At 37.5% G+C, this 25,886-nt stretch carries 22 protein-coding genes; 14 read left to right on the forward strand and 8 right to left on the reverse strand.

Going from position 1 to position 25,886, the window contains the following annotated elements; genetic code table 11:
* The first annotated feature begins 8 nt into the window (after positions 1 to 8).
* Together nikD and nikE are read left to right on the forward strand one after the other, a co-directional pair.
* Positions 9 to 839 carry a nickel import ATP-binding protein NikD gene (nikD, locus tag CD33_RS03355; RefSeq protein WP_036198235.1) on the forward strand — a complete coding sequence of 277 codons (831 nt, stop codon included), beginning with the start codon at positions 9 to 11 and terminating at the stop codon, positions 837 to 839.
* A gap of 35 nt (positions 840 to 874) precedes the next feature.
* Positions 875 to 1,690 carry a nickel import ATP-binding protein NikE gene (nikE, locus tag CD33_RS03360; protein WP_036198236.1) on the forward strand — a complete coding sequence of 272 codons (816 nt, stop codon included), beginning with the start codon at positions 875 to 877 and terminating at the stop codon, positions 1,688 to 1,690.
* 302 nt (positions 1,691 to 1,992) lie between these two features.
* Here nikE and CD33_RS19355 read toward each other — a convergent pair whose 3' ends face one another.
* The 3 genes from CD33_RS19355 to CD33_RS19360 are packed head-to-tail and all read right to left on the reverse strand — an operon-like array spanning position 1,993 to position 3,313.
* Positions 1,993 to 2,487 carry a GGDEF domain-containing protein gene (locus tag CD33_RS19355; protein ID WP_084591245.1) on the reverse strand — a complete coding sequence of 165 codons (495 nt, stop codon included), beginning with the start codon at positions 2,485 to 2,487 and terminating at the stop codon, positions 1,993 to 1,995.
* Positions 2,488 to 2,493: 6 nt separating this feature from the next.
* Entirely contained in the window at positions 2,494 to 2,688 is a 195-nt protein-coding gene (locus tag CD33_RS20915; RefSeq protein ID WP_084591246.1) for a PAS domain-containing protein, read from the reverse strand.
* Positions 2,675 to 3,313: a PAS domain-containing protein gene (locus CD33_RS19360; RefSeq protein WP_052129955.1), complete on the reverse strand. Its 639-nt coding sequence runs from the start codon at positions 3,311 to 3,313 to the stop codon at positions 2,675 to 2,677. The genes CD33_RS20915 and CD33_RS19360 overlap by 14 nt, the downstream gene beginning before the upstream one ends.
* Positions 3,314 to 3,617: 304 nt before the next feature.
* Between CD33_RS19360 and CD33_RS03370 the strand changes: the two genes are divergently transcribed.
* The gene (locus tag CD33_RS03370; protein ID WP_052129957.1) at positions 3,618 to 4,226 is read left to right on the forward strand and encodes a TetR/AcrR family transcriptional regulator; all 609 of its coding nucleotides are present in this window, start codon (positions 3,618 to 3,620) and stop codon (positions 4,224 to 4,226) included.
* A complete protein-coding gene (locus CD33_RS03375; RefSeq protein ID WP_036198246.1) occupies positions 4,219 to 5,667 on the forward strand; it encodes a DHA2 family efflux MFS transporter permease subunit in 1,449 nt (482 codons plus the stop codon). The genes CD33_RS03370 and CD33_RS03375 overlap by 8 nt, the downstream gene beginning before the upstream one ends.
* Positions 5,668 to 5,780: 113 nt before the next feature.
* Here the strand turns inward: CD33_RS03375 and CD33_RS03380 are convergent, their stop codons facing one another.
* Both CD33_RS03380 and CD33_RS03385 read right to left on the reverse strand, forming a co-directional pair.
* On the reverse strand, positions 5,781 to 7,016 hold the full coding sequence (locus CD33_RS03380) for a right-handed parallel beta-helix repeat-containing protein (RefSeq protein ID WP_052129959.1): 1,236 nt from the start codon (positions 7,014 to 7,016) through the stop codon (positions 5,781 to 5,783).
* Positions 7,017 to 7,348: 332 nt separating this feature from the next.
* A complete protein-coding gene (locus CD33_RS03385; RefSeq protein WP_036198247.1) occupies positions 7,349 to 8,248 on the reverse strand; it encodes a TetR/AcrR family transcriptional regulator in 900 nt (299 codons plus the stop codon).
* 174 nt (positions 8,249 to 8,422) lie between these two features.
* Here CD33_RS03385 and CD33_RS03390 point away from each other — a divergent pair, with 174 nt between their 5' ends.
* The 7 genes from CD33_RS03390 to CD33_RS03420 all read left to right on the forward strand — a co-directional run bounded on the left by CD33_RS03390 (position 8,423) and on the right by CD33_RS03420 (position 18,789).
* On the forward strand, positions 8,423 to 9,964 hold the full coding sequence (locus tag CD33_RS03390; protein WP_052129961.1) for a DHA2 family efflux MFS transporter permease subunit: 1,542 nt from the start codon (positions 8,423 to 8,425) through the stop codon (positions 9,962 to 9,964).
* A gap of 237 nt (positions 9,965 to 10,201) precedes the next feature.
* Positions 10,202 to 11,413 carry an EAL domain-containing protein gene (locus CD33_RS03395; RefSeq protein WP_036198249.1) on the forward strand — a complete coding sequence of 404 codons (1,212 nt, stop codon included), beginning with the start codon at positions 10,202 to 10,204 and terminating at the stop codon, positions 11,411 to 11,413.
* Positions 11,414 to 11,839: 426 nt separating this feature from the next.
* On the forward strand, positions 11,840 to 13,060 hold the full coding sequence (locus CD33_RS03400) for a Fic family protein (protein ID WP_036198251.1): 1,221 nt from the start codon (positions 11,840 to 11,842) through the stop codon (positions 13,058 to 13,060).
* Positions 13,061 to 13,492: 432 nt separating this feature from the next.
* Complete coding sequence (locus CD33_RS03405) at positions 13,493 to 14,782, forward strand: glycoside hydrolase family 18 protein (protein ID WP_036198262.1); 1,290 nt, start codon at positions 13,493 to 13,495, stop codon at positions 14,780 to 14,782.
* Positions 14,783 to 14,972: 190 nt separating this feature from the next.
* The gene (locus CD33_RS03410) at positions 14,973 to 17,204 is read left to right on the forward strand and encodes a YcdB/YcdC domain-containing protein (RefSeq protein WP_036198265.1); all 2,232 of its coding nucleotides are present in this window, start codon (positions 14,973 to 14,975) and stop codon (positions 17,202 to 17,204) included.
* Positions 17,205 to 17,421: 217 nt separating this feature from the next.
* Complete coding sequence (locus CD33_RS03415) at positions 17,422 to 17,898, forward strand: DUF2243 domain-containing protein (RefSeq protein ID WP_036198268.1); 477 nt, start codon at positions 17,422 to 17,424, stop codon at positions 17,896 to 17,898.
* Positions 17,899 to 18,789 carry a cytochrome c oxidase assembly protein gene (locus CD33_RS03420; RefSeq protein WP_084591247.1) on the forward strand — a complete coding sequence of 297 codons (891 nt, stop codon included), beginning with the start codon at positions 17,899 to 17,901 and terminating at the stop codon, positions 18,787 to 18,789.
* 32 nt (positions 18,790 to 18,821) lie between these two features.
* Here the strand turns inward: CD33_RS03420 and CD33_RS03425 are convergent, their stop codons facing one another.
* On the reverse strand, positions 18,822 to 20,663 hold the full coding sequence (locus CD33_RS03425) for a DNA ligase D (protein WP_036198271.1): 1,842 nt from the start codon (positions 20,661 to 20,663) through the stop codon (positions 18,822 to 18,824).
* Positions 20,664 to 20,767: 104 nt separating this feature from the next.
* Here CD33_RS03425 and ku point away from each other — a divergent pair, with 104 nt between their 5' ends.
* Entirely contained in the window at positions 20,768 to 21,610 is an 843-nt protein-coding gene (gene ku / locus CD33_RS03430; protein ID WP_036198278.1) for a non-homologous end joining protein Ku, read from the forward strand.
* A 166-nt stretch (positions 21,611 to 21,776) separates the two neighbouring features.
* Here the strand turns inward: ku and CD33_RS03435 are convergent, their stop codons facing one another.
* A complete protein-coding gene (locus tag CD33_RS03435) occupies positions 21,777 to 22,814 on the reverse strand; it encodes a PTS sugar transporter subunit IIC (protein ID WP_036198280.1) in 1,038 nt (345 codons plus the stop codon).
* A 245-nt stretch (positions 22,815 to 23,059) separates the two neighbouring features.
* Here CD33_RS03435 and CD33_RS03440 point away from each other — a divergent pair, with 245 nt between their 5' ends.
* Both CD33_RS03440 and CD33_RS03445 read left to right on the forward strand, forming a co-directional pair.
* Positions 23,060 to 23,431, forward strand: coding sequence for a DUF423 domain-containing protein (locus tag CD33_RS03440; RefSeq protein ID WP_036198288.1), 372 nt, complete (start codon positions 23,060 to 23,062; stop codon positions 23,429 to 23,431).
* 238 nt (positions 23,432 to 23,669) lie between these two features.
* Positions 23,670 to 24,851 carry an endonuclease Q family protein gene (locus CD33_RS03445; protein WP_036198291.1) on the forward strand — a complete coding sequence of 394 codons (1,182 nt, stop codon included), beginning with the start codon at positions 23,670 to 23,672 and terminating at the stop codon, positions 24,849 to 24,851.
* A gap of 226 nt (positions 24,852 to 25,077) precedes the next feature.
* Here the strand turns inward: CD33_RS03445 and CD33_RS03450 are convergent, their stop codons facing one another.
* Entirely contained in the window at positions 25,078 to 25,851 is a 774-nt protein-coding gene (locus CD33_RS03450) for an alpha/beta hydrolase (RefSeq protein ID WP_036198294.1), read from the reverse strand.
* Between the last annotated feature and the right edge of the window lie 35 nt (positions 25,852 to 25,886).

The raw sequence follows: 25,886 nt of genomic DNA on the forward strand, positions 1-25,886 counted from the left end.
GTTGCATCATGGAACAAAATGACCAAAGTATTCTACAGGTAAGAAACCTACATGTAGAAGTAAAAACCAAAGAAGGTTTATCCACTTTAGTTCAAGACATTAATTTTGGAATTGAAAAAGGGAAGATATTGGGTATTGTTGGTGAAAGCGGTAGTGGGAAGACTGTTACCAGTATGTCTATCTTACAGCTTCATGATAAGAAAAGCATGAATATCAGCGGCAGTATCACACTACATGGCAGGGAATTGAATGGTTTGGATAGCAAAGAAATGCGTTCGATCCGAGGGAAGGATATTGCTTTTATTATGCAAAATCCGATGAATGCTTTTACTCCGGTATTTACCATTGGCCATCAATTCGTTGAAACGATTAAATCGCATTCCTCACTGACAAATAAGGAAGCAAAGGAACTTGCGATTAATGTAATGAGAAGTGTTAATTTGCCAGAGCCTGATAAATTATTGAAGAAATACCCTTTCCAATTGAGTGGAGGCATGCTGCAAAGGGTGATGATAGCTATGGCTGCATGCTTAAATCCATCCGTAATTATTGCCGATGAGCCCACTACAGCACTCGATCCTTATAACCAATTATCAGTACTCCGACTATTAGATAAAATTCGTCGTGAATATGGTACCTCGATTTTGCTCATCTCTCATGATCTAGGCGTTATTGCGGAAATGGCAGATGAAGTTATCGTGATGCAGCAGGGGAGAATTATAGAGGCAGCAAATGTGTTTGGCATCTTTGATAATCCACAACATGATTACACAAAAAAATTGTTAAGGACAAGGCCGTCCTTATATTTTCAAAAACAACCATATACCTATAAGTTATAATAGTTTGGTGAATTTATCAAAAGGTGGTACAACCAGTGGGTTTATTAGAGGTAAAGCAAATTAATCATAGTTATCATTCTGGCAAGCTATTTAAATGGAACGTACAATCAAATAAGGTGCTTAATGATATTTCTTTTACGATTGAAGAAGGAACATGTTTAGGCTTAGTTGGTACAAGTGGTGCAGGAAAGAGTACTTTGGGGAAGGTCATTCTGGGCATTCAACCCCCACAGCAAGGGCAGATCTTATTTCAAGGATATGATATTTATAGAGCTGATAAAATGACCCAACGAAAAATTCGTCGCAATCTACAAGTAGTTTTCCAGGATTCCTACTCATCTGTTAACCCCCGATTGACAGCGGAAAGTATTATAAGCGAACCTCTAGAAAACTATGAAAGACTTACGGTAGCCGAACTAAAAAGTACGGTTATTTCATTACTGGAACGAGTAGGTCTTAGTGAAAAGGATTTAAACAAGTATCCACACCAATTCAGTGGTGGTCAATTACAGAGGATTAATATTGCTAGAGCCATTTCTCTTAAACCTAAGCTAATCGTTCTTGATGAATCGGTAAGCAGTTTAGATATGGTTACTCAAAGTCTAATCTTAGAATTGTTAAAAGAGTTAAAACAAGACTTTGGCCTTTCCTATCTATTTATAACTCATGATATAAAAGCAGCTTTTTCAATTTCAGATCGATTGGGTGTGCTGGAAAAAGGAGAGTTAATTGAACTATACGAGTCAAAGGAGCAGTTTTTTTACTCAAAGAATCCTGTCGTATTACAAATGAGAGACTCCATTCTCGCTGAACATCCACGTTTTCGTTCAATTACAAAAAGAGAAATTTAAAATTTTGGAATAGGGAACATTTAAGATGGTAAGTGAAATAACAAAAAGACAGTAGCTGCGACGCGATTTGAATTATAGTGTCTTGCTCCGTCAGAAAAGTAAATTAAAAATATAAAAGGCTTCCCATTATTTGGACATGTGGGAAGCATTTTTTGTTAATTCTCTTCAGTTATATATTTCATGCCATCAGTCGTGAAATGATGCAATAAATTATAGAAAGTAATTTATTATATAGCAAAAATAATACTGAAGCATTAAATGTACACTAGTTACAAAGAATTAGAGGGGATTAAGATTAACACTTAACTATAGAATTGCACATTTGCTCTACCTTTGGCTTTAGCTTTATAAAGTGATTCATCAGCCTTCTGAATCAATTCTTGTGTACATGTACAATCCTTCGGGAAAATGGAGATACCGATTGACGAAGTTGTTTGAAAGACTTTATCTTCTATTTGCCAAGGGTTTTTTAGAGCATTTACTATTTTTTCTCCCATTATCTTTGCTTCTTCATCATTTATCAATTTAGGAAGTATGATAGCAAATTCATCTCCGCCAATTCTGGAAAACACCCCCTTTTTATTAATCGATTGCTGAACACGGTTTGAAAACTGAATGAGCAGTTGGTCCCCAATATCATGCCCCATAGTGTCATTTATATTTTTAAAGTGATCGATATCTAAATACATTAAAGCAAATCTTTGATTCCATTTATTTGCTTTGTCTACTTCGGACGAAAGGCTATCCATGAAAGATCGGCGATTTGGTATACCTGTCAAATGGTCATGGTATGCCATTTTTTTTTATTGATTTTGGTATTTTTTACGTTCAATAATATCTCTGGCTACTAATACTAATCTGACGAATTGTCCCTTCTCGTTATAAACCGTATTTATATTTGCTTCCAACCAAATATATTGTCCGTTTTTATTTAAAAGTCGATATTCATAATGACTATTGAAGTTTTTTCCGGCAAATATGGATTCATGATAAGGTATTTTTCACAAAATCCTGATCCTCTGGATGAATATAATCAAAAAATGCGAGGGCATTCTGATTAAGAAAATCTTTCATAGCGTAACCAGTTAGCTTCTCAAAAGAAGGGGATAAATAAGTGATGGTTCCGTTATGATCGAGGGTGATAATCATGTCCCTCATATTTTCAGCAATTAAGCGATAGTGTAATTCACTGATTCTTAATGCCTCTTCTGCTTTTTTTCGACTTGTGATTTCTCTACTAACGATCACTAAATGACTGCGATTACCGGCTTTATTAAAAATTGGTGTTTTGAAGACTTCCCAAGTACGTGTGATTCCATCAGGTGTTTGAAATGATTTCTCGATATGAATTGTTTCAGTTTCTTTCCAAGCCATTTCATCGGTTTCGACATTAAACCTAAACGCTTCTAGATGGGAAGGGAAAACTTCGGCAAGTTCCATATCAGTTTTTCCCTGGTAAGGATAGTTCTCTCCCATATTATAAGAGTTGAGTACCAATTTATTGGTGACGAGCCATTTGCCTTCTCCATCTTTTAAGACGATAAACTCAGGTATCATATCTATCAGCAACCGAAGTTGCGGTTCATAAGCACTTAAGGTAGATAGATGTTTGATAAATTCCATATGTCCCCCATCTTATATTTATTAAAAATTGCTTTGCTATCCAATAGATATTTATAGCAATACGCGAGTGTATTGCTATAAATATTATGACACTAGCATTGAGTAATTAATACCTATCTGGGTCTGTCGTTAAAAGAATGAGGTTTTGCACATGCAGACTTTACACTTAAACAGTCGCATGTCAGATTTCTTTCCATTTCATTGTAAAAGTTTAATTAATTTAAAGTCGTTCTTATTGACTCCTTAAACAAATTTCGTTAACATACTCTAGACCGGTTGGTATAATTTTGGGGGTTATCTTTGGATGAAGGAAAAACACAATACAAGGGAAGTCATCTTGCAAACAGCAACTCGCCTATTTCAACGACAAGGTTATAACGGAACAGGTCTCAATCAAATCATAGAAGAAAGTGGCGCTCCTAAAGGATCGATTTACTACCATTTCCCAAATGGAAAGGAAGAAATAGCCATAGAAGCAATATCAATGATGAGAAAGCTTGTGCTGGAAGGAGCCGAAAAAGATTTAACCGGGAAAGATTCAGCTGCAGAAGCATTCGAATATTATCTTAATAATGTGGCCGCTATATTTGATTTGAAAAGTTGTATAGACGGGTTATCAATAGGATTAATTGCATCAGAAACCGCCTTTACTCATGAGCAGCTTCGCTATTCATGTGAAATGGTTTTCAAGGATTTGCAGTCTCAACATGCTCAAATCCTTATGCAGTATGGGTTTGATAGAGAACAAGCGGAGGAATTGGGGATAACCATCACGGCGATGATAGAAGGTGCATGCATTTTATCTATTACATACCAGGATGGCAATCCATTGAGAAGGATTGCAAAGCAGTTATCCTTGCTTTTAAAAAGAAGTCAAGAAACACAAGGGGAGAAACAAAATGGAAATGAGTAATACACAGCAAGTTAAATCGGGAGAGATCAATATTGGTGATTTACGAGTTGTCCCAATCATCATCTCGTTTGTAGTTGCTGGATTTATTGGCTTGTTCAGTGAAACAGCCCTGAATATGGCATTAACAAACCTTATACAAGATTTTGGCATACATGAAACAACGGCTCAGTGGTTAACCACGGGCTACCTGCTTACATTGGGGATACTTGTACCAGTGTCTGGACTTATTATGCAATGGTTTACTACAAGGCAGTTATTTATTACATCGCTGATTGCTTCAATTATAGGAACATTGATTGCAGCTATTGCGCCGACATTTGCCGTTTTAATGATTGCGCGTGTTGTGCAGGCAATTGGAACAGCTTTATTGCTGCCATTAATGTTCAATACAATTCTGCTTATTATCCCACCACATAAACGCGGACGCATCATGGGTATTATTGGACTTGTAATCATGTTTGCACCAGCGGTTGGACCGACGATATCAGGTATTATCATTAATAATTTGACGTGGCACTGGATTTTTTGGGTTTCGCTTCCACTGCTAATCGGTGCTCTAATTTTCGGTTCATTCTTTATGCAAAATGTTGGAACACCAACCAAGCCCAAAATCGATTTTCTGTCTATTATTTTATCCACTCTTGGATTCGGAGGAATCGTATTTGGATTCAGCAGCGCAGGAGAAGGCGGCGGCTGGGGAAATCCGACTGTTATTATCTCCATTATTGTCGGTGTCGTATCTTTGGTACTCTTTTCAATTCGACAAACGAAAATGCAGCAGCCTATGCTTAATTTAAGGGCATTTAAATATCCAATGTTTACAATTGGTCTTTTATTAGTACTTGTATGTATGATGGTATTGTTGTCTACGATGATTCTATTGCCGCTATACCTACAAACGTCACTTGCACTTACAACGTTTGCTGCTGGTCTTCTACTATTGCCGGGCGGAATCATCAACGGGATCTTGTCACCGGTCATGGGTGGATTGTTTGATAAGTACGGACCGAAATGGCTCGTTAGGATTGGTATCGCCATCTTACTCGGAGCGATGTTTGGCTTCTCAACTATAACAATCGAGACGAGCACGGCTTTCATCATTATTCTGCACATCATTACAATGGTAGGTGTATCGATGATCATGATGCCGGCACAGACAAATGGCTTGAATCAGCTGCCGCGTGAGCTGTATCCTGACGGCACGGCCATCATGAATACGTTGCAGCAGGTTGCTGGAGCTATTGGGACAGCTATCGCCATCTCAATTATGTCATCCGGATTAGAATCATTTGCGCCAGAAGACCCAGCCAATCCGCTAAATCCTTTGCTTGCTTTTACAGCAGGTGTTCAGGACGCATTCATCTTTGGTATTATCATGGCGATATTAGGTTTTGTCATTTCGTTGTTTGTTAAACGGGTAAAGGTGGAGCATCAAATGTAATTTAGTAAAACAGCCTTGCTATCAATAGATGGTAAGGCTGTTTTTCTTTTGTTCGATTAAAAGATAATGTTACATATTGGCCTGATGTTGCATTTATCCGAATTGGAAGGAGGCTATATCTCTCTTCCGATAAAACTCGGGATTATTGTTTGCACGGGGATAAACTCAATACTTTCTTTATCAACTAACGCCGATGCCGGGTTAATTCGGATAAAATTTTCTTGAGAATGAAAGATGCTATTTGTAATAAGCGCGTTTTTATTTTCTTTACTTAATTCATTAAATGTTGCATCGTATTCAGAACCAGAGTCACTATTTTTCCAAGCCATGAATTGCATTGGGCATGGTACATTTTCAAATGTATTATTTTGGAAAGTTGGATTGATGGCGCCACTTGCCAGAATGCCGCTGTTGGCATTGTATTTACCGGAATCGATATTTTTTATTAGATTGTTTTCTATCACCGCATTACTCCAGTTCAATACGCGAATGGCATCCTCACGCATTTTTTCAATTTTGTTATTCCTGATTATAATGTTGTCATGATATTGACCACCGGAGTACTTATGTGTGCCGACAGCCCTGTCCAGGTCGAAGAAAATATTGTTTTCTATTGTTATGTTTGAGTTGGGTGTTTTGTCGAATTTGCTCCACTTCGAACTCCAACCATTTGTCAGCTTGTCCGGCGTATCGATATTGATGGCTTCTTTAATTCTAGTTGGCGAAGGTTTTGAATTCATAAATTTATTATTGGCTATGACAGCGTTTTTTGTTGCGTCTATCTCGATGAAATGGCCGGAATACATGTTAAGGAAATTAATATTTTCAATCCGAATGTTTTGATTATGGCCGGCAATAATAGCAATCCCATCCTTCTCGAAATTCAAGTCAATTGTCGCGTTGCCAGATCCGATGATGGAGATATTTTTTTCACCCTCGTACTCCCCATAGACACCATCTTTTTTTCCAAGGGAAGGGCGGATGAATTGAAAAATGGATTTATTCGCATCCACGTTAGATGTACCTGTCTCATTGTCATTTACAATCTTTGCGCCATCTTCTAATTTAATCGTTACGTTTGAGGGTACGAACAATACGTTGGACACCGTATAAGTTCCCTTTTTCAAGATAAGTGTCCCTCCACCAGATTCCTCGAGTTGCTCAAGATATGAACGGATTAAAAAATAATGTTTTGTATACTTATTGTAATTTGGATGGGCCTCAAAATTTCCATTATATGTTTCGCTGTTCGGCGAAATTGAATATGCTTCTGTTTTAGCTTCGATTGAATCTGCAGGATAGAAAACCCACAAGGTTAACGCAACTAAAGTCAGTAAAATTTTCTGCATACTGTCATTACTCCTTTTGATAATGCTCTTTAAGGTGAAATATGTAAATTTTGGTTGAGTGACCGAGGTTTAATTTTCTCGATATATAAGGAGAGATTTACTCCCTATACTACCTACCCAAAATAACAAAAAAAAAACAGTCGGAAATTTAATGATAAATGATTTGATTTATAGGAAGGAGCAGTTCGTGTGAAATTGTGGAAACAATTGTGAAGAAGTCTTAGACATATTTAGAGAGTTTCTGGGAAAATAGGTGAAAAAAACATCAAATTTCCGGTACTTTAGAAATCTGATGTTTATTTAGCTTAACTATAATTAATACAGAGGAAGGATTATTCTTTTCTTTCTTCATTTTTTATTTGTAGATAGCGCCATAGTGAGATGGATATTTCGTTTGCTTCTGCTTCGTGGGAAGTGTCTTTGAAGGCATTATTAAATGCGGGCAATACGGCTTCCAAAACATACGTATTTTCTTTTTCGCTCTGTAGTTCATTCTGTAAATAGTTTGCGTACTCTACTCCGCTTTCTGGATCTTCAGGGGTTAGCTTATCAGTAAAACCGTATAGCTGGTCAAGCAACATGCTTCTCGTAATTTTAGTTTCCTCGGCTTTTTGATGGAGGGCTTGGAAGATATCCGAAGTAATCAAAACGCTGTTTGTTTTCTGTAGGTGAACCAGGATTCCTTCAACGTGATTCAATGCATTTTGTACAACGTCTTCTGGAGTAGCCAATTGCTTGGTAACCATGGCAATAATGCGGAAAGAATGTTGCATCATTGCGATCGCTTGTACGGCACACTCATATGAAAATTTACGGATTTGTTCCCCATAAATATCGACTAACCTGGAAGCAAGCCATTCAATTTCGTGAATCAGATGCTTTTCCAATATTTGTTTTAATTCCGGATCTTTATTGCTTGAGACGGCTTCAAATATTTGCATTATGTTTCGCTTACGATGGACATATGCTATTAAAGCCATTTGTTTTAGTAGAACATTTTTATCATCCGGTTTCGTATTCAACGCCACCTCCAATCGGGTACTAATAATCTCTTCTCTTGTTTCATCAAGGATGGCTATCAAACATTGCGTTTTCGAAGTAAAGTGATTATAAAATGTCCCTTTAGATACATTGGCGGAAGAAATGATGTCAATAATAGATGTATCATTAAAACCTTTTTCTAAAAAAAGTTGGCGTGCTGCGTGTATAATTTGTCGTTTCCTTTTGTTCATAACCTCACCTGACTATCCCTTTTGTTAATGATTTTATACCGTAAGTATAGTTTGTAAACACTTTCATTTCAACATTTTGTACAATAATAATTTTTTTGTTGAAAAAAATAGACTAACGGTATAGAATGTATTTCGAGGCATGAAATGATAAAGAGAGAGAGTGGAAATATAAATATGAATAATAATTTTCAAACACTTGAAAAGCCCCCATATTTAATGATAGCAGTTCTATTTGTGGGCGCTTTTGTAGCGTTTTTGAATAATACTCTACTAAATGTTGCATTGCCAACCATTATGGTGGACTTGGATGTGACTTATGCTACTGTTCAATGGTTGGCTACAGGGTATATGTTGGTGAGTGGGGTTTTAATTCCTGCGTCGGCTTTTTTGATTACACGATTTAAGACAAGACCATTATTTATTTTTGCGATGTCCGTTTTCGTTTTAGGTACATTGGTTGCAGCAATTGCTCCAAGTTTTGGAGTATTGTTGACTGGCCGTATGATCCAAGCAGTGGGATCCTCTGTAATGGCTCCAATACTAATGAACGTTATGTTAATTAGCTTCCCCGTGGAAAAGCGTGGAGCTGCCATGGGTATGTTCGGATTGGTAATGATCGCGGCCCCTGCAATAGGTCCAACACTTTCTGGCTGGATTGTTGAACATTATGACTGGCGCGTCCTTTTTGAAATGATTTTGCCAATTGCCGTAATAAGCTTGTTATTTAGTATTTGGAAGTTGGAAAATGTACTTCCAAATAGAAAAGTTACTTTGGATTACTTCTCGCTCGTTCTTTCAACTGTAGGGTTCGGGGGAATACTTTACGGATTCAGTACCGCTGGGAATGATGGCTGGACAGATCCAATCGTATTAACAACAATCATTGTTGGTGTGATCGGTGTAGCGCTCTTCGTACTACGACAACTGAAAATCGAAACACCAGTATTAAGTATGGAAATTTTCAAATCACCTTTGTTCGCATTGTCGTCCATTATTAGTGCGGTACTATCAATGGCAATGATGGGTGGTATGATTTTAACACCGGCTTATGTACAAAATGTACGTGGTATCGAACCATTCGAGTCAGGGTTGATGATGTTGCCGGGTGCGATTGTCATGGCTTTGATGTCTCCTATTACAGGTCGTTTATTTGATAAAGTAGGTCCAAGAATCTTGGCGGTTACTGGGCTGATCATAACTTCTATATCGACATATTTCTTACACAAGCTAGAAATTGATTCTACGTACTTATTTATTATAAGTATTTATACAATCCGTATGGTTGGTATTTCAATGGTTATGATGCCGATCATGACAAACGGCTTAAACTCGTTGCCAGCACGTTTAAACCCGCATGGTACAGCATCCAACAACACAATCCAACAAGTTGCAGGGTCTATCGGTACTGCATTATTAATTGCGATTATGAATGCTAGAACGACTGCTACTGGGGAAGATTTGGCCGCACAAGCACAGGCGAATGCAACTGGTCCGATGACTGAAGAGCAAATCGCAACAATGAAAGCGCAAATTACGCAACAAGCATTACTTGAGGGGATTCAATTCTCATTCTTGATTGCAACAGGTATTACTATTGTTGCCTTAGTTCTATCATTCTTCCTGCGAAGAGCAACAAGTCCTGATAATGCCCCAAAGACTGATGCACCGCAAAATAATTCAAAAGGTGCACCAGCTCCGGCAACTCTAAATAAATAAAAACGTTATATATTACACCTATCACTGTGTACTTTATATAGAACAAAGCCATTCCAACAGGGAGTGGCTTTTTTTGTACCTTTTTTCATACTTTGGAAAGTTTTGAAACAAACCTTTTAGGAATATAATGATACTGTAGTTTCAATTAAAATTTATTCATCCTAGGTATTCTAATTTAATATTGTGATTGGTGTATAATGGGATTATGAAAAGTAGTTAGTCATGGGGGTTGTGTGGATGGATGTGCTTGATTTTTTAGATAAGTTAGATGATATCACTGTTTTATTCGAACCAATTTATAGTGCGGATGAACATGTCATCGTTGCATACGAAGTAATCGGGCAGCTTAAAGTAAATGAGGAATCGCTTAATGTGCTTGATTTTACATATGATGAAGCCATACCAATCGATATCCGAACGGATGTCGAGCATGCCCTTGTCAAAAAAGCGATTCAACTAGCAAAAGAAAATATTTCCCGAAATCATGTCAGACTTTATCTTCCGTGCAATCCTAATTTATTAATGGAGGATTTTGGCGATCGGTACTTCCAAATGTTAAAGGATATTTTGGGCGAAGAGTTATTGCGATATATCTACCTTGTCATTCCTGAACATAAATTTCAAGGGGAGATAGAACAGCTGCAGCACCCGATCCGCTATATCAAAACTTACGGGGTTAAAGTCGCGTTAGATCAAATAGGGTCTGAAAGTAATCTAGATCAAATTTTAATGTTCGAACCGGCTACATTAAAAATTAATGTAAGCCAATTAAACTATAATGCATGGGGAGCACAAAACCATGTCTTTACAACAATTCAATCGTTGGCAGTGAAAATTGGTGCAGCTTTGATGTTCGACAACATCCAGACAGATTATCAGCTACACCATGCCTGGAAAAGCGGGGCAAGATTTTTTAAAGGGGTATACCTACAAAAACCGGCGGCTGACTTCATTCCCAAAGATACATTGAAGGATCGTTTTCGAAATGAATGTAAGCAATTTATTGCTGCTGAGAAAAGATTGCTTGAAAGTAAATTTGCAGAAATGAAGAGTTTGGGCAAGAAAATTACCTCCATAGTGGAAATTACCAAGCCAGATGCCAATAATATCGATAAACTCCTTCAATTGGCCAATCATCTAAAAGATTTTGCCTTCCGTTTTTATATTTGCAATGAAGAGGGCTTTCAAATTTCCCCCAATATTGTTCGGCATAAAGGAAAGTGGGATGTTGAAGAGTGTGCGGTAGGGAAAAACTGGAGTTGGAGACCATATTTCTTGTTCAACATTATCAAAATACGAAATACCGAAAAAGGAAATTTGTCAGATGTCTATAGTGATATTGAAACCGGCGAGCTGACTCGAACTTTTTCGATGGCATTAAAGGATCACGAATACCTATTTGTGGACATTAACTACGATTACTTATATGAGCATAATATTGTGAATTGATTTTGAAAAGTTAGTTAGAGCAAGGTTTCCAGGGTACGCAATTTTTTGTGTACCTCATTTTTTATCCCAAAAATCGAGAGCATATGAGATTTACTGAAGCTGCTGGTATTTTGAGCTTGAGTGAATTGGAACGCATACATTACATAAGACATACGGCTATCAGGTATATTAATCTACATTGGAATAGTAAAAGACGATTTAAATGCATATCAAGGCAAAATAGGATTCGTTTTTTAAAGATAAGGGAAAATTTAATGGATTATATAATAAAAATGATCTAACTGAAAAAAGACATGTAAGAATTGAAAATAAATATCAATTATTATGATTAATTATATACTTTGTGATTATAATTGTAGTATTGTATAGAAAATAAACATATATTATGATAAATTTTGATGAAAATATAAAAGTGGTGGTGGTAATATGGATCATTTATATAAAGTCTTTAGAAAATTGGATGGTGCAAATTATGAAAAAGAATATGTAAATCGAATTCAATTTCCAACTACTGTAAATGTGAATCTTAAGATAAAACCGATGAATAATAATAATCAATATGAACTTTACTATCTTCCAAGTAAAAAAATTCATACTTTAATAGCGAACATTTATCAAAATGATAATGAAATTAAGTCTTATATTGAAAAACTCCCGGAAGTAGCAAAACAAAAGTTTATTTTGGAAACTATTGCAGATGAGTTGCTAAATACGAATGAAATCGAAGGGGTACGCAGTACTAGAGAAGAAATTGTTAGAAGTGTTAAAAATATCGCTTCACAAACACCCACTAAAGATCGTTTCAGTAGTATGGTACATTCTTATATGAAATTAAGTTACGACGAGTTAACAAAATTAAAAGACGCACCTGATGTAAGAAAAATATACGACTTACTATTAGAAGAAGAAATTAATAATGAGGATTTACCTGATGGAGAAATATTCAGGGCGGAAAATTGTGAGGTATTAAGAAAAAGTGGTACACAAAAGGTCATTCATAAAGGAGTATTTCCTGAAAGTAAAATTATCGAAAAAATTAATGAATTGATAGTGTACCTAAATAATGAAACGGATGAAAGTCTGCTAATAAGAGTTGCAATAACTCATTATTATTTTGGATATATCCATCCTTTTTATGACGGAAACGGAAGATGCTCACGTTTTATAAGTAGTATGTACTTAAAAGAAGAATTTTCATCCTTAACAGCTGTTTCTCTTTCAAAAGGATGTAATGCCCAAAAAAATAAGTATCTTGAAGCCTTTGATGTAACTAATAAAGTAATTAACAGAGGAGAACTGAATTTCTTTATTGAAACTTTCTTAGAAATACTTAAGGAATCCCAAGAAGATGTAATCGCACAACTTAAAGAGAAAGAATATATTTTGGATAATTTCTACGAATTATTGATTAATGATAAATATTTCGACGGAAAACAAAAATACGTTTTGGATATTTTCTTTGTTTTGGGTCAGGATACTTTATTTTCATCCGAAAAAGGGTTATCAGTATCGGATTTATCTAAAATATTTAAGTTAAGTGAACAAACTATTAGGAAAGTATTGAAAGATTTAGAAGCTCATGATAAAATTGACGATTACGGAAAGAAACCCAAACTGTATTTTATCAGCGACAAATATTTTGAATAATTAGCCTTTCTTTAAAGAAATTTGATGGACTTCAAGCAGAACGCAAATAATGCGTTTTGTTTGAAGTCCTTTTCATTTTTTTGAAAGAATTTGTATGTTTCATGAAACAAGGAAACAATAAAGTGGAAGTACCTTATCCTCTTTTGCCTTTGCCTCGGCTTTCGCTTGTGCCTCAGCTTTATCAGCTTCACGTGACCCCTTTTCCTCTGGGCTTCAGCTATGGATAGGAATCTTTTTCATCTTAATGAGCTTACATGTTGAATTAATGAGTTGCCGAATTCAGCAAGCTGTGCCATGGAAGTTATTGTTAAAGTGTGAAGGCCCGCCCACATATTTGAAAAACTAATTTTTTCAAAAGTATGTTATGTAAAGAGTAATAGAAACATAAAATACTAGGTGTAATTACCATGAACGAAAAAGGGAGGAAATGAGATTCAAATACATGTGGTCCAGCCTGGACAGTCTCTTTTTGGTATCGCACAAGCCTATAGCACAACAACCGAAAGAATCATCGAAGCGAACCAAATTGAAAATCCGCAGCGTTTAGTCATTGGGCAAGCATTAGTGATTCCGATTACTGGTAGTTTTTATTGGGTGCAACAAGGAGACACGCTCTCCGCTATTGCTCAACGTTTCGGGTTAAGCGCAAACACGTTAGCCCAAATCAATGGCATTAATACCAACTCACCGTTAGCTGTGGGCACAAGGCTCTACATCCCGCCGATGCAAAAACGTAATGCAGAAGTAAATATTTATATCGAACCAACGGGTAATTCCGTTAGTCAGGAATTATTGGATGAAGCAAGGAATGTAGGGCGATATTTAACGTATTTGGCACCTTTTAGCTATGAAGCAAGAAGAGATGGAAGTCTTGACCCGCTTCCAGTCGAAGGGATACCTGAAGTGGCAGAGCAAGCAGGGGTATCTTTAATGATGGTAGTGTCCAATCTAGAAAATGGCCAATTCAGTGGTGAATTAGGTAGAGCTATTTTGCAAAGCACGGCTGTCCAGGATGTATTGCTTGAAAACATTGTAGAGGAAGCGCGAAGGATTGGCAGTGTATCAGATATTCACTTTGATTTTGAATTTCTTCCTGGGGACCAAAGGCAAGCCTACAATAACTTCTTAAGAAGAGCTGTCAATTATTTGCACGGAGAAGATTTCCTCGTATCGACAGCACTCGCGCCAAAAACAAGCGCCGAGCAGGCCGGACAATGGTATGAAGCGCATGATTATAGAGCGCACGGAGAAATAGTTGATTTTTCTGTACTGATGACATATGAGTGGGGTTACTCAGGGGGGCCGCCAATGCCGGTATCGCCAATACCGCAGGTTGAAGAGGTGATTCAATATGCCTTAACAGAAATGCCTGCAAATAAAATAATGATGGGTCAAAACTTATATGGCTACGATTGGACGCTTCCGTTTGTTCAGGGGGGGCAATATGCAAGAGCTGTCAGTCCTCAAAGGGCGATTGAGATTGCCCAAACAAATAACGCCGTGATTGAATATGACTATACGGCACAGGCCCCACATTTTAACTATGTTGATAATGAAGGAAAAGCACATAAAGTATGGTTTGAGGATGCAAGGTCGATTCAGGCGAAATTTAATCTGATGAAAAGATTGAACTTGCGGGGGATCAGTTACTGGAAGCTTGGATTCCCATTCCCGCAAAACTGGCTGTTGATTGGTGAGAATTTCAATGTGGTGAAGCATTAATATAAAGTTACTGAAATTATAAATATAATAAATAGACTATATGAAAAGGGCGGTTTAGCAAAATAAGCTGCCCTTTTTTATGTAAAAGGTCATTTTCCGATGAAAAAAGCGAAGGAAAAAAATATTTTCTATTTTTTATTTCCAATATTTATCATACAATATTTGGTATAAGTAAGATAGGAGGGATATTTTGGTAAAGTTTAATAAGGTTGGGATTCCCATTTTAACGGTTGCGATGTCCTTAGGAATCATGTCTGTTGGGAATGCTCAAACAATGGAAAAACCAACGGCGGATAATTTACAAATTGAAGTAGCAAAAACGGACAATGTCATTTCAAAAAACGAAGTGGTAAAAAAGTTTAAGGAACTTTTCCCGAATAAATTTGATGTCCTCACAACGGATGACTTTTATTTGAGTACTGGCCGTTATTATCCGGAAGATGAGACCGTTCGATACGATCTAAGCTTTACAAAATTGGTGCAAGGCAAAGAATTATACGGAAGTGCCACTTTTAAAGGGGACAACCTGGAATTAGAAAGCTTCCATTTTGAACCCGTTAACAAAACAGATGCACTTTTCCCGGCTAAAATAACGAAGGAAGATGCGCAAAAAATTGCACAGGAATTTATAAAGAAATATTCGGGGTCAAAACAATTCCACTTGGATAAGAGTAACAATCTCTATTACTACTACTATTCAAATCAGTTATTAACAGAGCCTATCCAATATTATTTCTCGTTTATCGGCACAGAAAATAATATCGAGATAGCCGACCAAAGAATAGAAGTAGTCGTCCTTGGGAATGGGGATGTTGTTCAATATAATCAATATCAAGCAAGCGGCTGGAAAGGTTCATTTGAAAAAGCGGAGAATCTATTAAGTGAAAAAGAGGTTTTGAGTAAAATAAAGGAAAACATAAATTTGCAATTACAATATCAAGTAAATTACGATTTCCGAACAGACAAACCTGACGTACAACTCGTCTATGCACCTGTAACCCAATATTCCGGTGTCAATGCAAAAAATGGGTTATGGTATACGAATAATGGCTTTAAGGACAATCTGCCGAACAACGAAAAGGTGGAAAGAATAGTACAACAACCATTAAAACCGAGGCATGATTCCATTACTGTCGAAGATGCAAAAGAAATCGCTAAAAAATTGCTGACAATTGATTCGGAAGAGATTAAATTGAGATTTGATAGTATAGAAGAGAGAACTAATTATGATGGGAAAGCCGTTATCAGCGTTAACTATTCCTATGAATATGGGAATAGCGGTTATGGGACAAGCATTGAGCTAGATAAACAAACAGGGGAAATTATTCAATACCACAATTTGAAAAATGAAGTTTTAAGGCAACTTGGGCAAAAACCCGATGATGCCAAGAAATTAACCAGTGATGAAGCTTTGGTGAAGGCCCTTGGTTACTTAAAAGAATGGCTGCCTTCTTCTTTGCATAATTATAGCAAGCCTATTTCACAACCATATTCAGATGAAGATTCCGGTGTATATAACTTCACATTCCCCAAAATCGTTAATGGAATTGTTGTAGCAGGAAGCGATACTAGTGTGGGCATTAATTTTGATGGGTCATTAAATAGTGTTAATGTCAATGCGCCACAAATAGAGGAATGGCCAACGACAGATGGAATTCTATCGAAGGAAGAAGCGGAAAAGATGTTTGCAGCTTCTCTTAGCCTGAAGCTTCAGTATGTAAAAGAGAACGTTTCAGAGGAAACGGATCATTACTCGCTAGTCTATAATCCGGTTTATAATGAGAAGTCCTCCACTTCGATAGACGCAACTAGCGGCGAGTGGACAAGCATGTTTGGTGGGAGGGAATATCCTATCGTTACAGATGATACAGCAGAGGAAGAGTTAAACTACTTAATCCAAAATAATATACTAGAAATTGATGAAAGTACCTTTAATGCCGATTCGCCAGTAACGAGAGGGGAAGCACTGAAAGTCCTTCTTAAATCAATCTCCTATATTTATGAAAGGGACTACCCTCAACAAGAAGAGTCTCACCAAACTTTCGAGGATGTTGGCCGCGATCATCAATATTACCATATAGTGGAGCGTGCCGTGAAAATGGGTATTTTGGATACCGGGAACAATAAATTTATGTCTTCTGAAAGCATTACCCGTGAAGAGTTGGCCGTATGGTATATAAGAGCTCTTGGCCTGGAACAAGCTGCAAAACATCGTGATGCTTATCAACTAAAAGGCATAAAAGATGCAGAGGATGTAACTTATACGGGCTATGTTGCACTTGCAGATGCCATTGGTATTTTGCCTTCACAAAATGGGTTATTCAATCCAAAAAAAGCGGTAACTTATTCTGAACTTGCAGTATCAACGATTCAATTAGCGCATAAAGTCTACGAAAATGGTAACGCATATAGATATTATTGATTTAAAATCCGGAGCTGGCATATTGGGTTATGTCAGCCCTTTTCCATGTTCCCGAAAAATTTTGCATGCATTCCATAAAAATATCACCATCATTTTTAAATAACTTAACAAAAATTGGGTACATGAAGAACGGTACCTTTTTAATTTAGTGCAACTTATAGTTCTTACCATATGTGGATAAAATAAGACGGATAGAATAAATTTGAGGGTGAATATAATGAAAAATAGAAGAAGCAGCCAAGATGAGCCATTTAATTTTTGGTCCGGCATATTGTTTGGAATAGGTTTAGTTACGTTTATTGATGAAGTTATATTTCATCAACTTCTGCATTGGCACCATTTCTATGATAAATCAACAACAAGTATGGGACTTATTTCGGACGGAGTTCTTCACGCCTTTAGTTGGTTTGCCACTGTTTTAGCACTTTTTATGTTGGCAGACATTCGAAAAAGGAATGTCTGGGATAAAAGAAGTTGGGTAGGAGCCTTGATCTTAGGTGCAGGAGCATTCCAGTTATTTGATGGCATCATAAACCATAAACTTCTTCGTGTGCATCAAATACGTTATGATGTGGACGTTTTACCCTACGATATCGTATGGAATGTCACTGCAGGACTCATGATTGTCATTGGATTGGCTATTTTAGTAAAGAAAAAGTCCAGTGAGCCAATGAAAAAAGCGGGTGAACTATAATTGCATAATCACGAAGTCGAAGTTGGCATTAGCAGTTTTCTCAATCTGTTGCTATTTGCCGTCCCGCCAGTTCTCATTATCGGTTATATGGCGATGGTATATCGTACGAATAAAAAATACAGGAAATGGCCAGGAATTCGGATTACTTTTTGGGTAATCGGTGTGCTGACTGTCGCCTTGGCAGTCGCGGGGCCGATTGCTGAACAAGCACATGCGAGTTTTACAGCTCATATGGCGATCCATCTGTTGTTAGGGATGTTAGGGCCGTTATTTTTAGTTCTTTCCACCCCAATGAAACTTCTCTTAAGAAGTGTTCCGATTGCGATGGGAAGATTTATCGGAAAAATATTGAAAAACACTTATATCAGGTGGATTACTCATCCAATTATCGCAGCATTATTAAATTTTGGGGGACTGTGGATTCTTTATGGAACCAATTTATATATTTTGATGCATTCATCCAGTCTGCTTTACTTCTTCGTACATGTCCATGTATTTCTGGCAGGGTATGTGTTTACTCTTTCCATGATTTATATGGAAGTGACCGTTCACCGGACGAGCTTTCGGCTCAGGGCTATCGTATTAATCTTGGCAATGGCGTCCCACAGTATTTTATCGAAATGGATATATGCAAATCCACCAACCGGCGTTGAAACTTCCGATGCACAGCGTGGTGGGATGCTCATGTATTACGGTGGGGACGCGATTGATTTGATTCTTGTCATTATATTATGTTATCAATATTTCAGTGGAAGAAATAATCTGCAGGAAGTATGGAAGCATGAAGCTAAAAATGCAAGTAAAAGTACAAGCATAGCAAAAACAATTCTATTCCCAAATAACAAAGCAATGGCAAATAATCAATTCACCAACAAGAATCCCCACAAATAAAAATAGGGAGGCAAGACTTTCAGCTACACTCCCTATCTTTTCTTCGTTAATTCCATTAAGGATTTAAGAACAGGTTCGAAAGGTTGTTTTTCTCCGACCTTATAAAAATCTTTAAACAAATCCCCCTTATTTTTGAGACGTTCCAGTACAGCCGGTATCGGGAAATTCTTTGGACTCAACCCGCTATTAACCTCATGCCATTCCAATGGAGTCGCAATTAGACCGGATTCGTTTCCTCTAGGTGAATAGGGGCTAACAATCGTCTTACCTTCAGCATGCTGGATATAATCCAAATATAATCGGTTTTCTCGGTTCTTTTTCATTCGTTCGATTGTAAATGATTTTGGATTTTGTTCAACTAGAAACCTGCACACAAACTCTGTAAAAACTCTTGTTTCTTCAAACGTAAACGTGTCCTTCGGCAGCGGAATATAAATCTGCAATCCCTTGCCACCGGATGTTTTGACAAAAGAGTGTAAATTGAATTTATCAAATATTGCTTTCATGCTCAATGCGGCTTCAATAGCTAATGAAAAATCATCAACAGAAGGCGGATCTAAATCAAATACAATTTCTGTAGGGTAAATTGTATCAATAGTTTTAAAGGGGATATGGTATTCAATTGCAAGTTGGTTTCCTAACCATAACAACGTCTTCATATCATTGCATACAATATATTCAATATCTTCTTCAACACTAGTTTTGATAAAACTTGGGGTGTAATCCGGTGCATTTTTTTGATAAAAGCTTTCCCCTGGCACTCCGTGCGGAAAGCGGATTGTTGTTAGTAAACGATTTTGCAAAAAAGGCAATAGGAAAGGTGCCACCTCTTGGAGATAGTAAATATAATCATCCTTTACTAAACCGACCGCTGGCCAAATAGGCTTATCGGGATGAGTAATTGCGACTTTGTCAGGTACTGAATTCAGCGCACGCAACATTCTTTTCCAGGTTGCCTCTTTTGGGGGTACATCAAATCGAAAAGCTTCAAAACGCGGTTCCCGAAGCTTCTTCCCATCGAAGTCAATACAAGCTACATCAATACAAATGGAGGGGGGGAGTGTCCAGGTAGTAGTCGAGGTTTTCATTCCGTTGGCTTGAAAGAAAGCTGAAAGTGTTTGGAGCTCTTCATCTTCCAGACCATGACGGAAAGTAGTAACCTCTATTAGTTCATCTTCAGCGTAGACCGCTCCATTAAAATAACCGTTCATTTGATCGAAAAGCGTTAGAATTATTGTTACAATACGCCAATTTTTCACCTTTAGCCAATGGTTTGTTCTTTTCCCGCCCTCCCAAATACTGTTTTTCCTTTTGGCAATCATCCCCTCAGCATTCCATTCCGTAATCTTTTCCCAAAGTCGTTCACTGTCATTAAACACCTTTATCATTTGAATCGTGCCCTTATCTTTATAGGAAGGGGAAAGTGGGAAATCCAGAGTTTTAAACAAGGAATGTATTTTGTTTTTACGAGTTTCGAGTGTTGATTGCGTAATATTTTCGCCATTTAACTGCAATAAATCAAATGCAATGAAATTACAGGGGAACTTGTCTCCGGATTCAAGTATCGTCTTTTTAGTTCGCATTCTTCCACGGGACTGAACTATTGAAAAATTACTTTTAAAATCATTTTGCAAGTAGACAAGTTCACCATCTAGAACAATTGGTAAATGGGGATTCATTCTATTCTGCATGACATCGCAAAACTCGACGATTTCTGGAAAGTACTCTGTTAAATCTTTATCATTGCGACTAGTTAATGTCACCCTATCTGTATCCCATCTTAAAATGCATCGAAAGCCATCATACTTTACTTCGTATATCCAATCGTTACTTGTCGGGACAGTGGCGGCCGAAGTTAGGAGCATTGGTTTCATGTTTGGAACCTCTTTTTTTTAGAGTTAGTTTTCAACTTATTTGAATGGTTATACATAGTTGAAGGTTGGAATCATCATAATAAAGAAAAAGCAGGTGAACGAAATTGCATACAGTTTGGAAAGGTAGTATCAGCTTTGGACTTGTCAATATACCAGTAAAACTTCATACAGCAACTGAAAATAAAGATATTAAACTGAGGCAGCTCCACAAAGAATGCAACAGCCCGATTAATTATCAAAAGGTCTGTTCGGTTTGTGAGAAGGAAGTAAAAAGTGAAGACATCGTCAAAGCTTATGAATACTCCAAAAATAAATTTGTTGTGTTGGATGATGACGAGCTTGAAAAACTCCGCAAGGAAAATGAGGAAAAAGCGGTAGAGATTATTGAGTTTGTAAAGCTTGAAGAAATCGACCCTATCTATTTTGAGAGAAGTTATTTTATGGCCCCGGATACTGGAGGGGGGAAGGCATATGCACTTTTACGGAAGGCACTGGGCGATTCGGGGAAAATTGGTGTTGCGAAAATTACAATCCGTTCGAAGGAACAACTAGCCATTGTTCGTGTTTATGGGGAAACATTAATCATGGAGACAATCCACTTTCCTGATGAAGTGCGAAGTACAGAGGAGGTCCCCAACATTCCAAGCGAAGAAAAAGTCACTGAAAAGGAACTTGATACCGCGTTAATGTTGATTGAACAATTGACTGCCCAATTTGAACCTGATAAATACCAGGATGATTACCGGACAGCGTTGCTTGAATTGATCGAACAGAAGAAAAATGGTGAGTTGACGGTTACGGTGAGCGAAAAAGAGACGGTTATACCATCCGATATGACGGATTTGATGGCGGCTTTACAAGCATCCCTCGATAAAACATCAACTACAAAAAAGAAAACGACTACAAGAAAACGGAAGACAACAGCAGCAGAGAAAAAAGAGGCTTAGTTCATTTCCGAATTCCGAAACAAAGGATATTCCACAGAGTAATCTTCTAATCCAGACTCAACGAATATGTAGGATGAGCTTCAAATTTGGGCAACTTCGGCTTATAAATTACACTTGAAAAAAACACAACTCTCCTGAATCCAGGACCCGAGTTGTGTTTTTAATATCATTCAAAATCCAGCTTGTAATCTTCATCCTTAATAAGTTTCAGTTTCTTTTTAAATATATAGATAAAGATCAAGTTTAGAATGAGCGGGAGGATAAAGAACATGCTTAGCATGATGGCGATGTTCGGTGCGGACCAGCCGCCGTCTGCCAAATTTATATAATTTAACGGACCAACCAATCCAGATAAACCAAATCCGGCACTATATGGTGTGCCTTGCACATTAAAGACGCCTGCAAGGCCACCGAGTATGGCAGCGGATATTAACATGGGAATTGCAATGGTTGGCTTCATAAAGAAGTTTCGCATTTGGATTTTAGGTGAACCCAAAACGTGCGCCAATGCAGTGCCTAATGAATTTGCTTTCAGACTGGCCAGGAATAAGCCCATACCGACTGCAACAATGCCTAAATTTGCAGCTCCTGATCCGATGCCCGACAGCATAATAACAGTAGCGATTCCAACAGTAGAGATAGGAGAAATAATTACAATTCCAAATATGACAGCAAGCAATGCGCCCATCAGGATAGGCTGTAGCCCAGTCAGATAAGCAACTACTTCACCTACCAGACCAGCACCTGTTTTAACGTAAGGTAAAATCATGTACCCTATCATCCCCGGTATAACTACTGATAACATCGGCATTAAGAGAATGGAGTATTCTTTCAGTTTTTCGCCGACAAGTTTTACAAAAAGTACGGCAAGAGCAGCTGTTAATCCTGAGTTAAGTGTTACACCAATACCGTTTAGTGTAAACAGACCTTCAGCGGTTTTCATAATTGCCCCACTTCCTATTACAGTGGCGATACCGACACACGCCGTTTGAATCTGTGTTAATTTAAACTGCATACCTACCAAAATACCCGTTAGCAGTGGAAGCATACTCATGATAACAACAGTTGCATCAAACAGATGCTGCAGTGCTGGCACAGAAGGTATGATTAATTTCAGTATTTCACCAAGTAAGGCATTGGGAATCAGAGCGACTACGATGGCGATACTCATCCCATTTAGGAGTTTGCTGAAGAAATCCTTCATATGTAATAACCTCTTTCTAGAATCATTATTTGTTTTATTATGTATCGAGTTTTAGTTTAGCGCTTCAACGCGTTGAATTATTGAATTGTAGTTAGTTTATCTCAAATCTTTAAACTTGTAAACACAAATATGATCAAGGATAATAATTAGGCTTGATTTTCCTATTTATTCGCCTTTTTTATAGTCTTAAGTATAATGGAAACTATATAGTAAAATTGTTAAATACATAGAAGGAGCATTTATATATGAACATCTTATTATTGATTGGTGCAATTTTGGCATTTGTAGGAGTAGTTCTTGGTGCGTTTGGGGCGCATGCGTTAAAAGATAAGTTTCCCGAGCCGCGTTATGAACAAATTTGGAACACAGCAGTTCAATATCAAATGTACCATGGATTAGGTTTAATCTTGTTGGGCATTCTTTCAATGGATGCGTTATTAGGAAGCTCGAGTTTATTATCCTGGGCTGGATACCTAATGTTTGCGGGTATTGTGTTTTTTTCTGGAAGTTTGTATGTCTTGTCCGTAACGGGAGTTAAGAAATTAGGTGCAATTACACCGATTGGCGGTCTCCTATTTTTAGCAGCTTGGATGTTGGTAATTATAGAAGTGCTTTGAATGTTGTAAGGAGTGGTCCAGTGATGCCGGGCCACTTCTTTTTTCAGTTTTGAAGCATTCGTGCCCTTGAACGAGCAAAGATATTAAGCGCAAGTTTTAATGCAATATCCTCAAAGTGAAAAGTAACGCATAACTATTAAAAATAAAAGAAACATATTTGATGCCACAGTACATTGAAACAAACTATAGCTTTTGGGGTATTCTTCTTGTATAGAGAACTATATGAGGAGTGTTCATAATGCTAAAAGAGATTTACGCTGATTTACATATCCATATTGGACGTACTGAAAAGGGAAGAGCGGTTAAAATTACAGGCAGTAGAAATTTGACGCTAAAGAATATATTGGAAACGGCTACTTCCAGGAAGGGGTTAGATTTAATCGGCATTATTGACTGCCACTCACCGGAAGTCATCGAAGAAATGGAACAACTAATTCGAGACGGGAAAGCAAGAGAACTCCCAGGTGGCGGAATCCGATACGAAAATACAACATTGATTCCAGGTTCGGAGATAGAAATTTATGATGAAAATTGCCACGGGCCCATTCATGTCCTGGCATATTTCAAGACGATTGAAAAGATGCGGGAATTCTCATTATGGATGAGCACAAAGCAAAAAAATATTCACCTCAGCTCACAGCGTATCTACTGTGATGGCCGAACATTGCAGCAAAGGGTAAGCGATTTGGATGGGCTTTTCATCCCGGCCCATGTTTTCACTCCTTTTAAAAGTCTCTTCGGTAGGGGGGTGGAGAAAAGCTTAAGGGAAGTATTTGACCCACACTTGATAGACGGAATTGAATTGGGTTTAAGTTCGGACACAGATATGGTTAAAGGGATGAGCGATCTTGCACCTTATACATTTGTTACAAATTCGGACGCCCATTCACTTGGAAAGCTTGCTCGTGAATATCAAAAAATCAGAGTGGAGGATGCAAGTTTTGATGAGCTGAAAAAAGCACTCCATCAACAAGAAGGAAGAACAATTAGCGCAAATTACGGCTTAAATCCGCTGCTTGGGAAATATCATGAAACGGTATGCGCAGACTGTGGTGAGCAAATAGATGAAGAAGGGCAAACCCGCTGCCCCTATTGTGGAAAAGAACATTTAATCAAAGGCGTAGCTAAAAGGATTGCTGAATTAACGGATGCACCTTTGCAAGTAATAGAAAGACCACCTTATATCCACCAAGTGCCATTAGATTTTATCCCTGGAATTGGACCGAAAACGATAACGAAACTGTTAGATGCTTTTGGAACGGAAATGAACATACTGCATGAAGCCTCAATAGAAGATTTAAAGAAAGTGATACCAGAAAAATTGGCCAATAGCATACACTTGGCAAGAACAGGGAGATTGGGAATAAAAGTTGGCGGGGGAGGAGTATACGGCAAGGTTGATGCCACCGCATCCGAATAAATGCTTTGAAGCAAATGAATTTAAAGGATAATGACGGTTTATATAGAAAGTAAAAAAACAAGCTACTTTGTTTAAGACGGGGAATCTTAAACGTAGCTTGTTTTAAAGGGATGTATGTCACTTGGACATATATTTATAGCAAATTGGGGAATTTGTGGTTTTGGGTTACCACAAAAATTTGCTAGGGGATACGTTAATAATATAACCAGGTTTCTCAAATTTTATATCATGATATTTGAGAAATATTTAATTTTTCTTCATTCCATTTCAGTCCTTCAAAGAAACGATAGATTTCTTCGAAAACGAGCTCCTTTTCCTGGTCAAGCGTCAAAATATGGCCAGAATTGATAAAGCTTTTAACTGATTTAATGCGAGATTTGACGGAATTATATATTAGATCTGCACTTTCGCAGTAATAATCATCATCACGAAGTCCACGTAAAATATGAACCGGTGTTTGAATCGTTTCAAGTTTTTCGCTAGTTTCGTTGATCATGCCTTGTAAATACTCCAATGCAGGCATACGGTATTTTTCGGCAATTTCTTTGGGCTGGTCGGATTGTTCGTCGAATGTGCCAGCTAATTTTTTATATTTAATCGTGTAGTCAATAATACGCTCTTGTAAGCTATCGATACTTTTTGCTAATGCAGGAGCGGACATTGCAACGATTGCTTTTGTTGGACGTTCTTCACCAAGTTTTAATGAGAAAATTCCACCAAGTGAAACACCTGCAACAGCGATTTCATCATAACCTCTATTTTTTAGCTCATCATAACCTTCGAGAACACTGTTCCACCATTCAATTGGATTTGTTTGAATAAGTGTCACAGGGTCGCCACCATGACCTTTGTATAATGGTGCATGTACTGTGTAGTTGCGATCTGCTAAATATCTACCCAGACGTTTAACGTCGTTTGTATTTCCAGTAAAACCATGAAGTAATAGAACGGCACGATTACCTTTTTCAATCATAAATGGTTTCGGAGGAATGATTTTCATTTTTATTTGGCTCCTTTAATTAATTAGATGTGACA

This window comes from Ureibacillus sinduriensis BLB-1 = JCM 15800 (assembly GCF_000772955.1).
Taxonomy (GTDB): Bacteria; Bacillota; Bacilli; order Bacillales_A; family Planococcaceae; genus Ureibacillus; species Ureibacillus sinduriensis.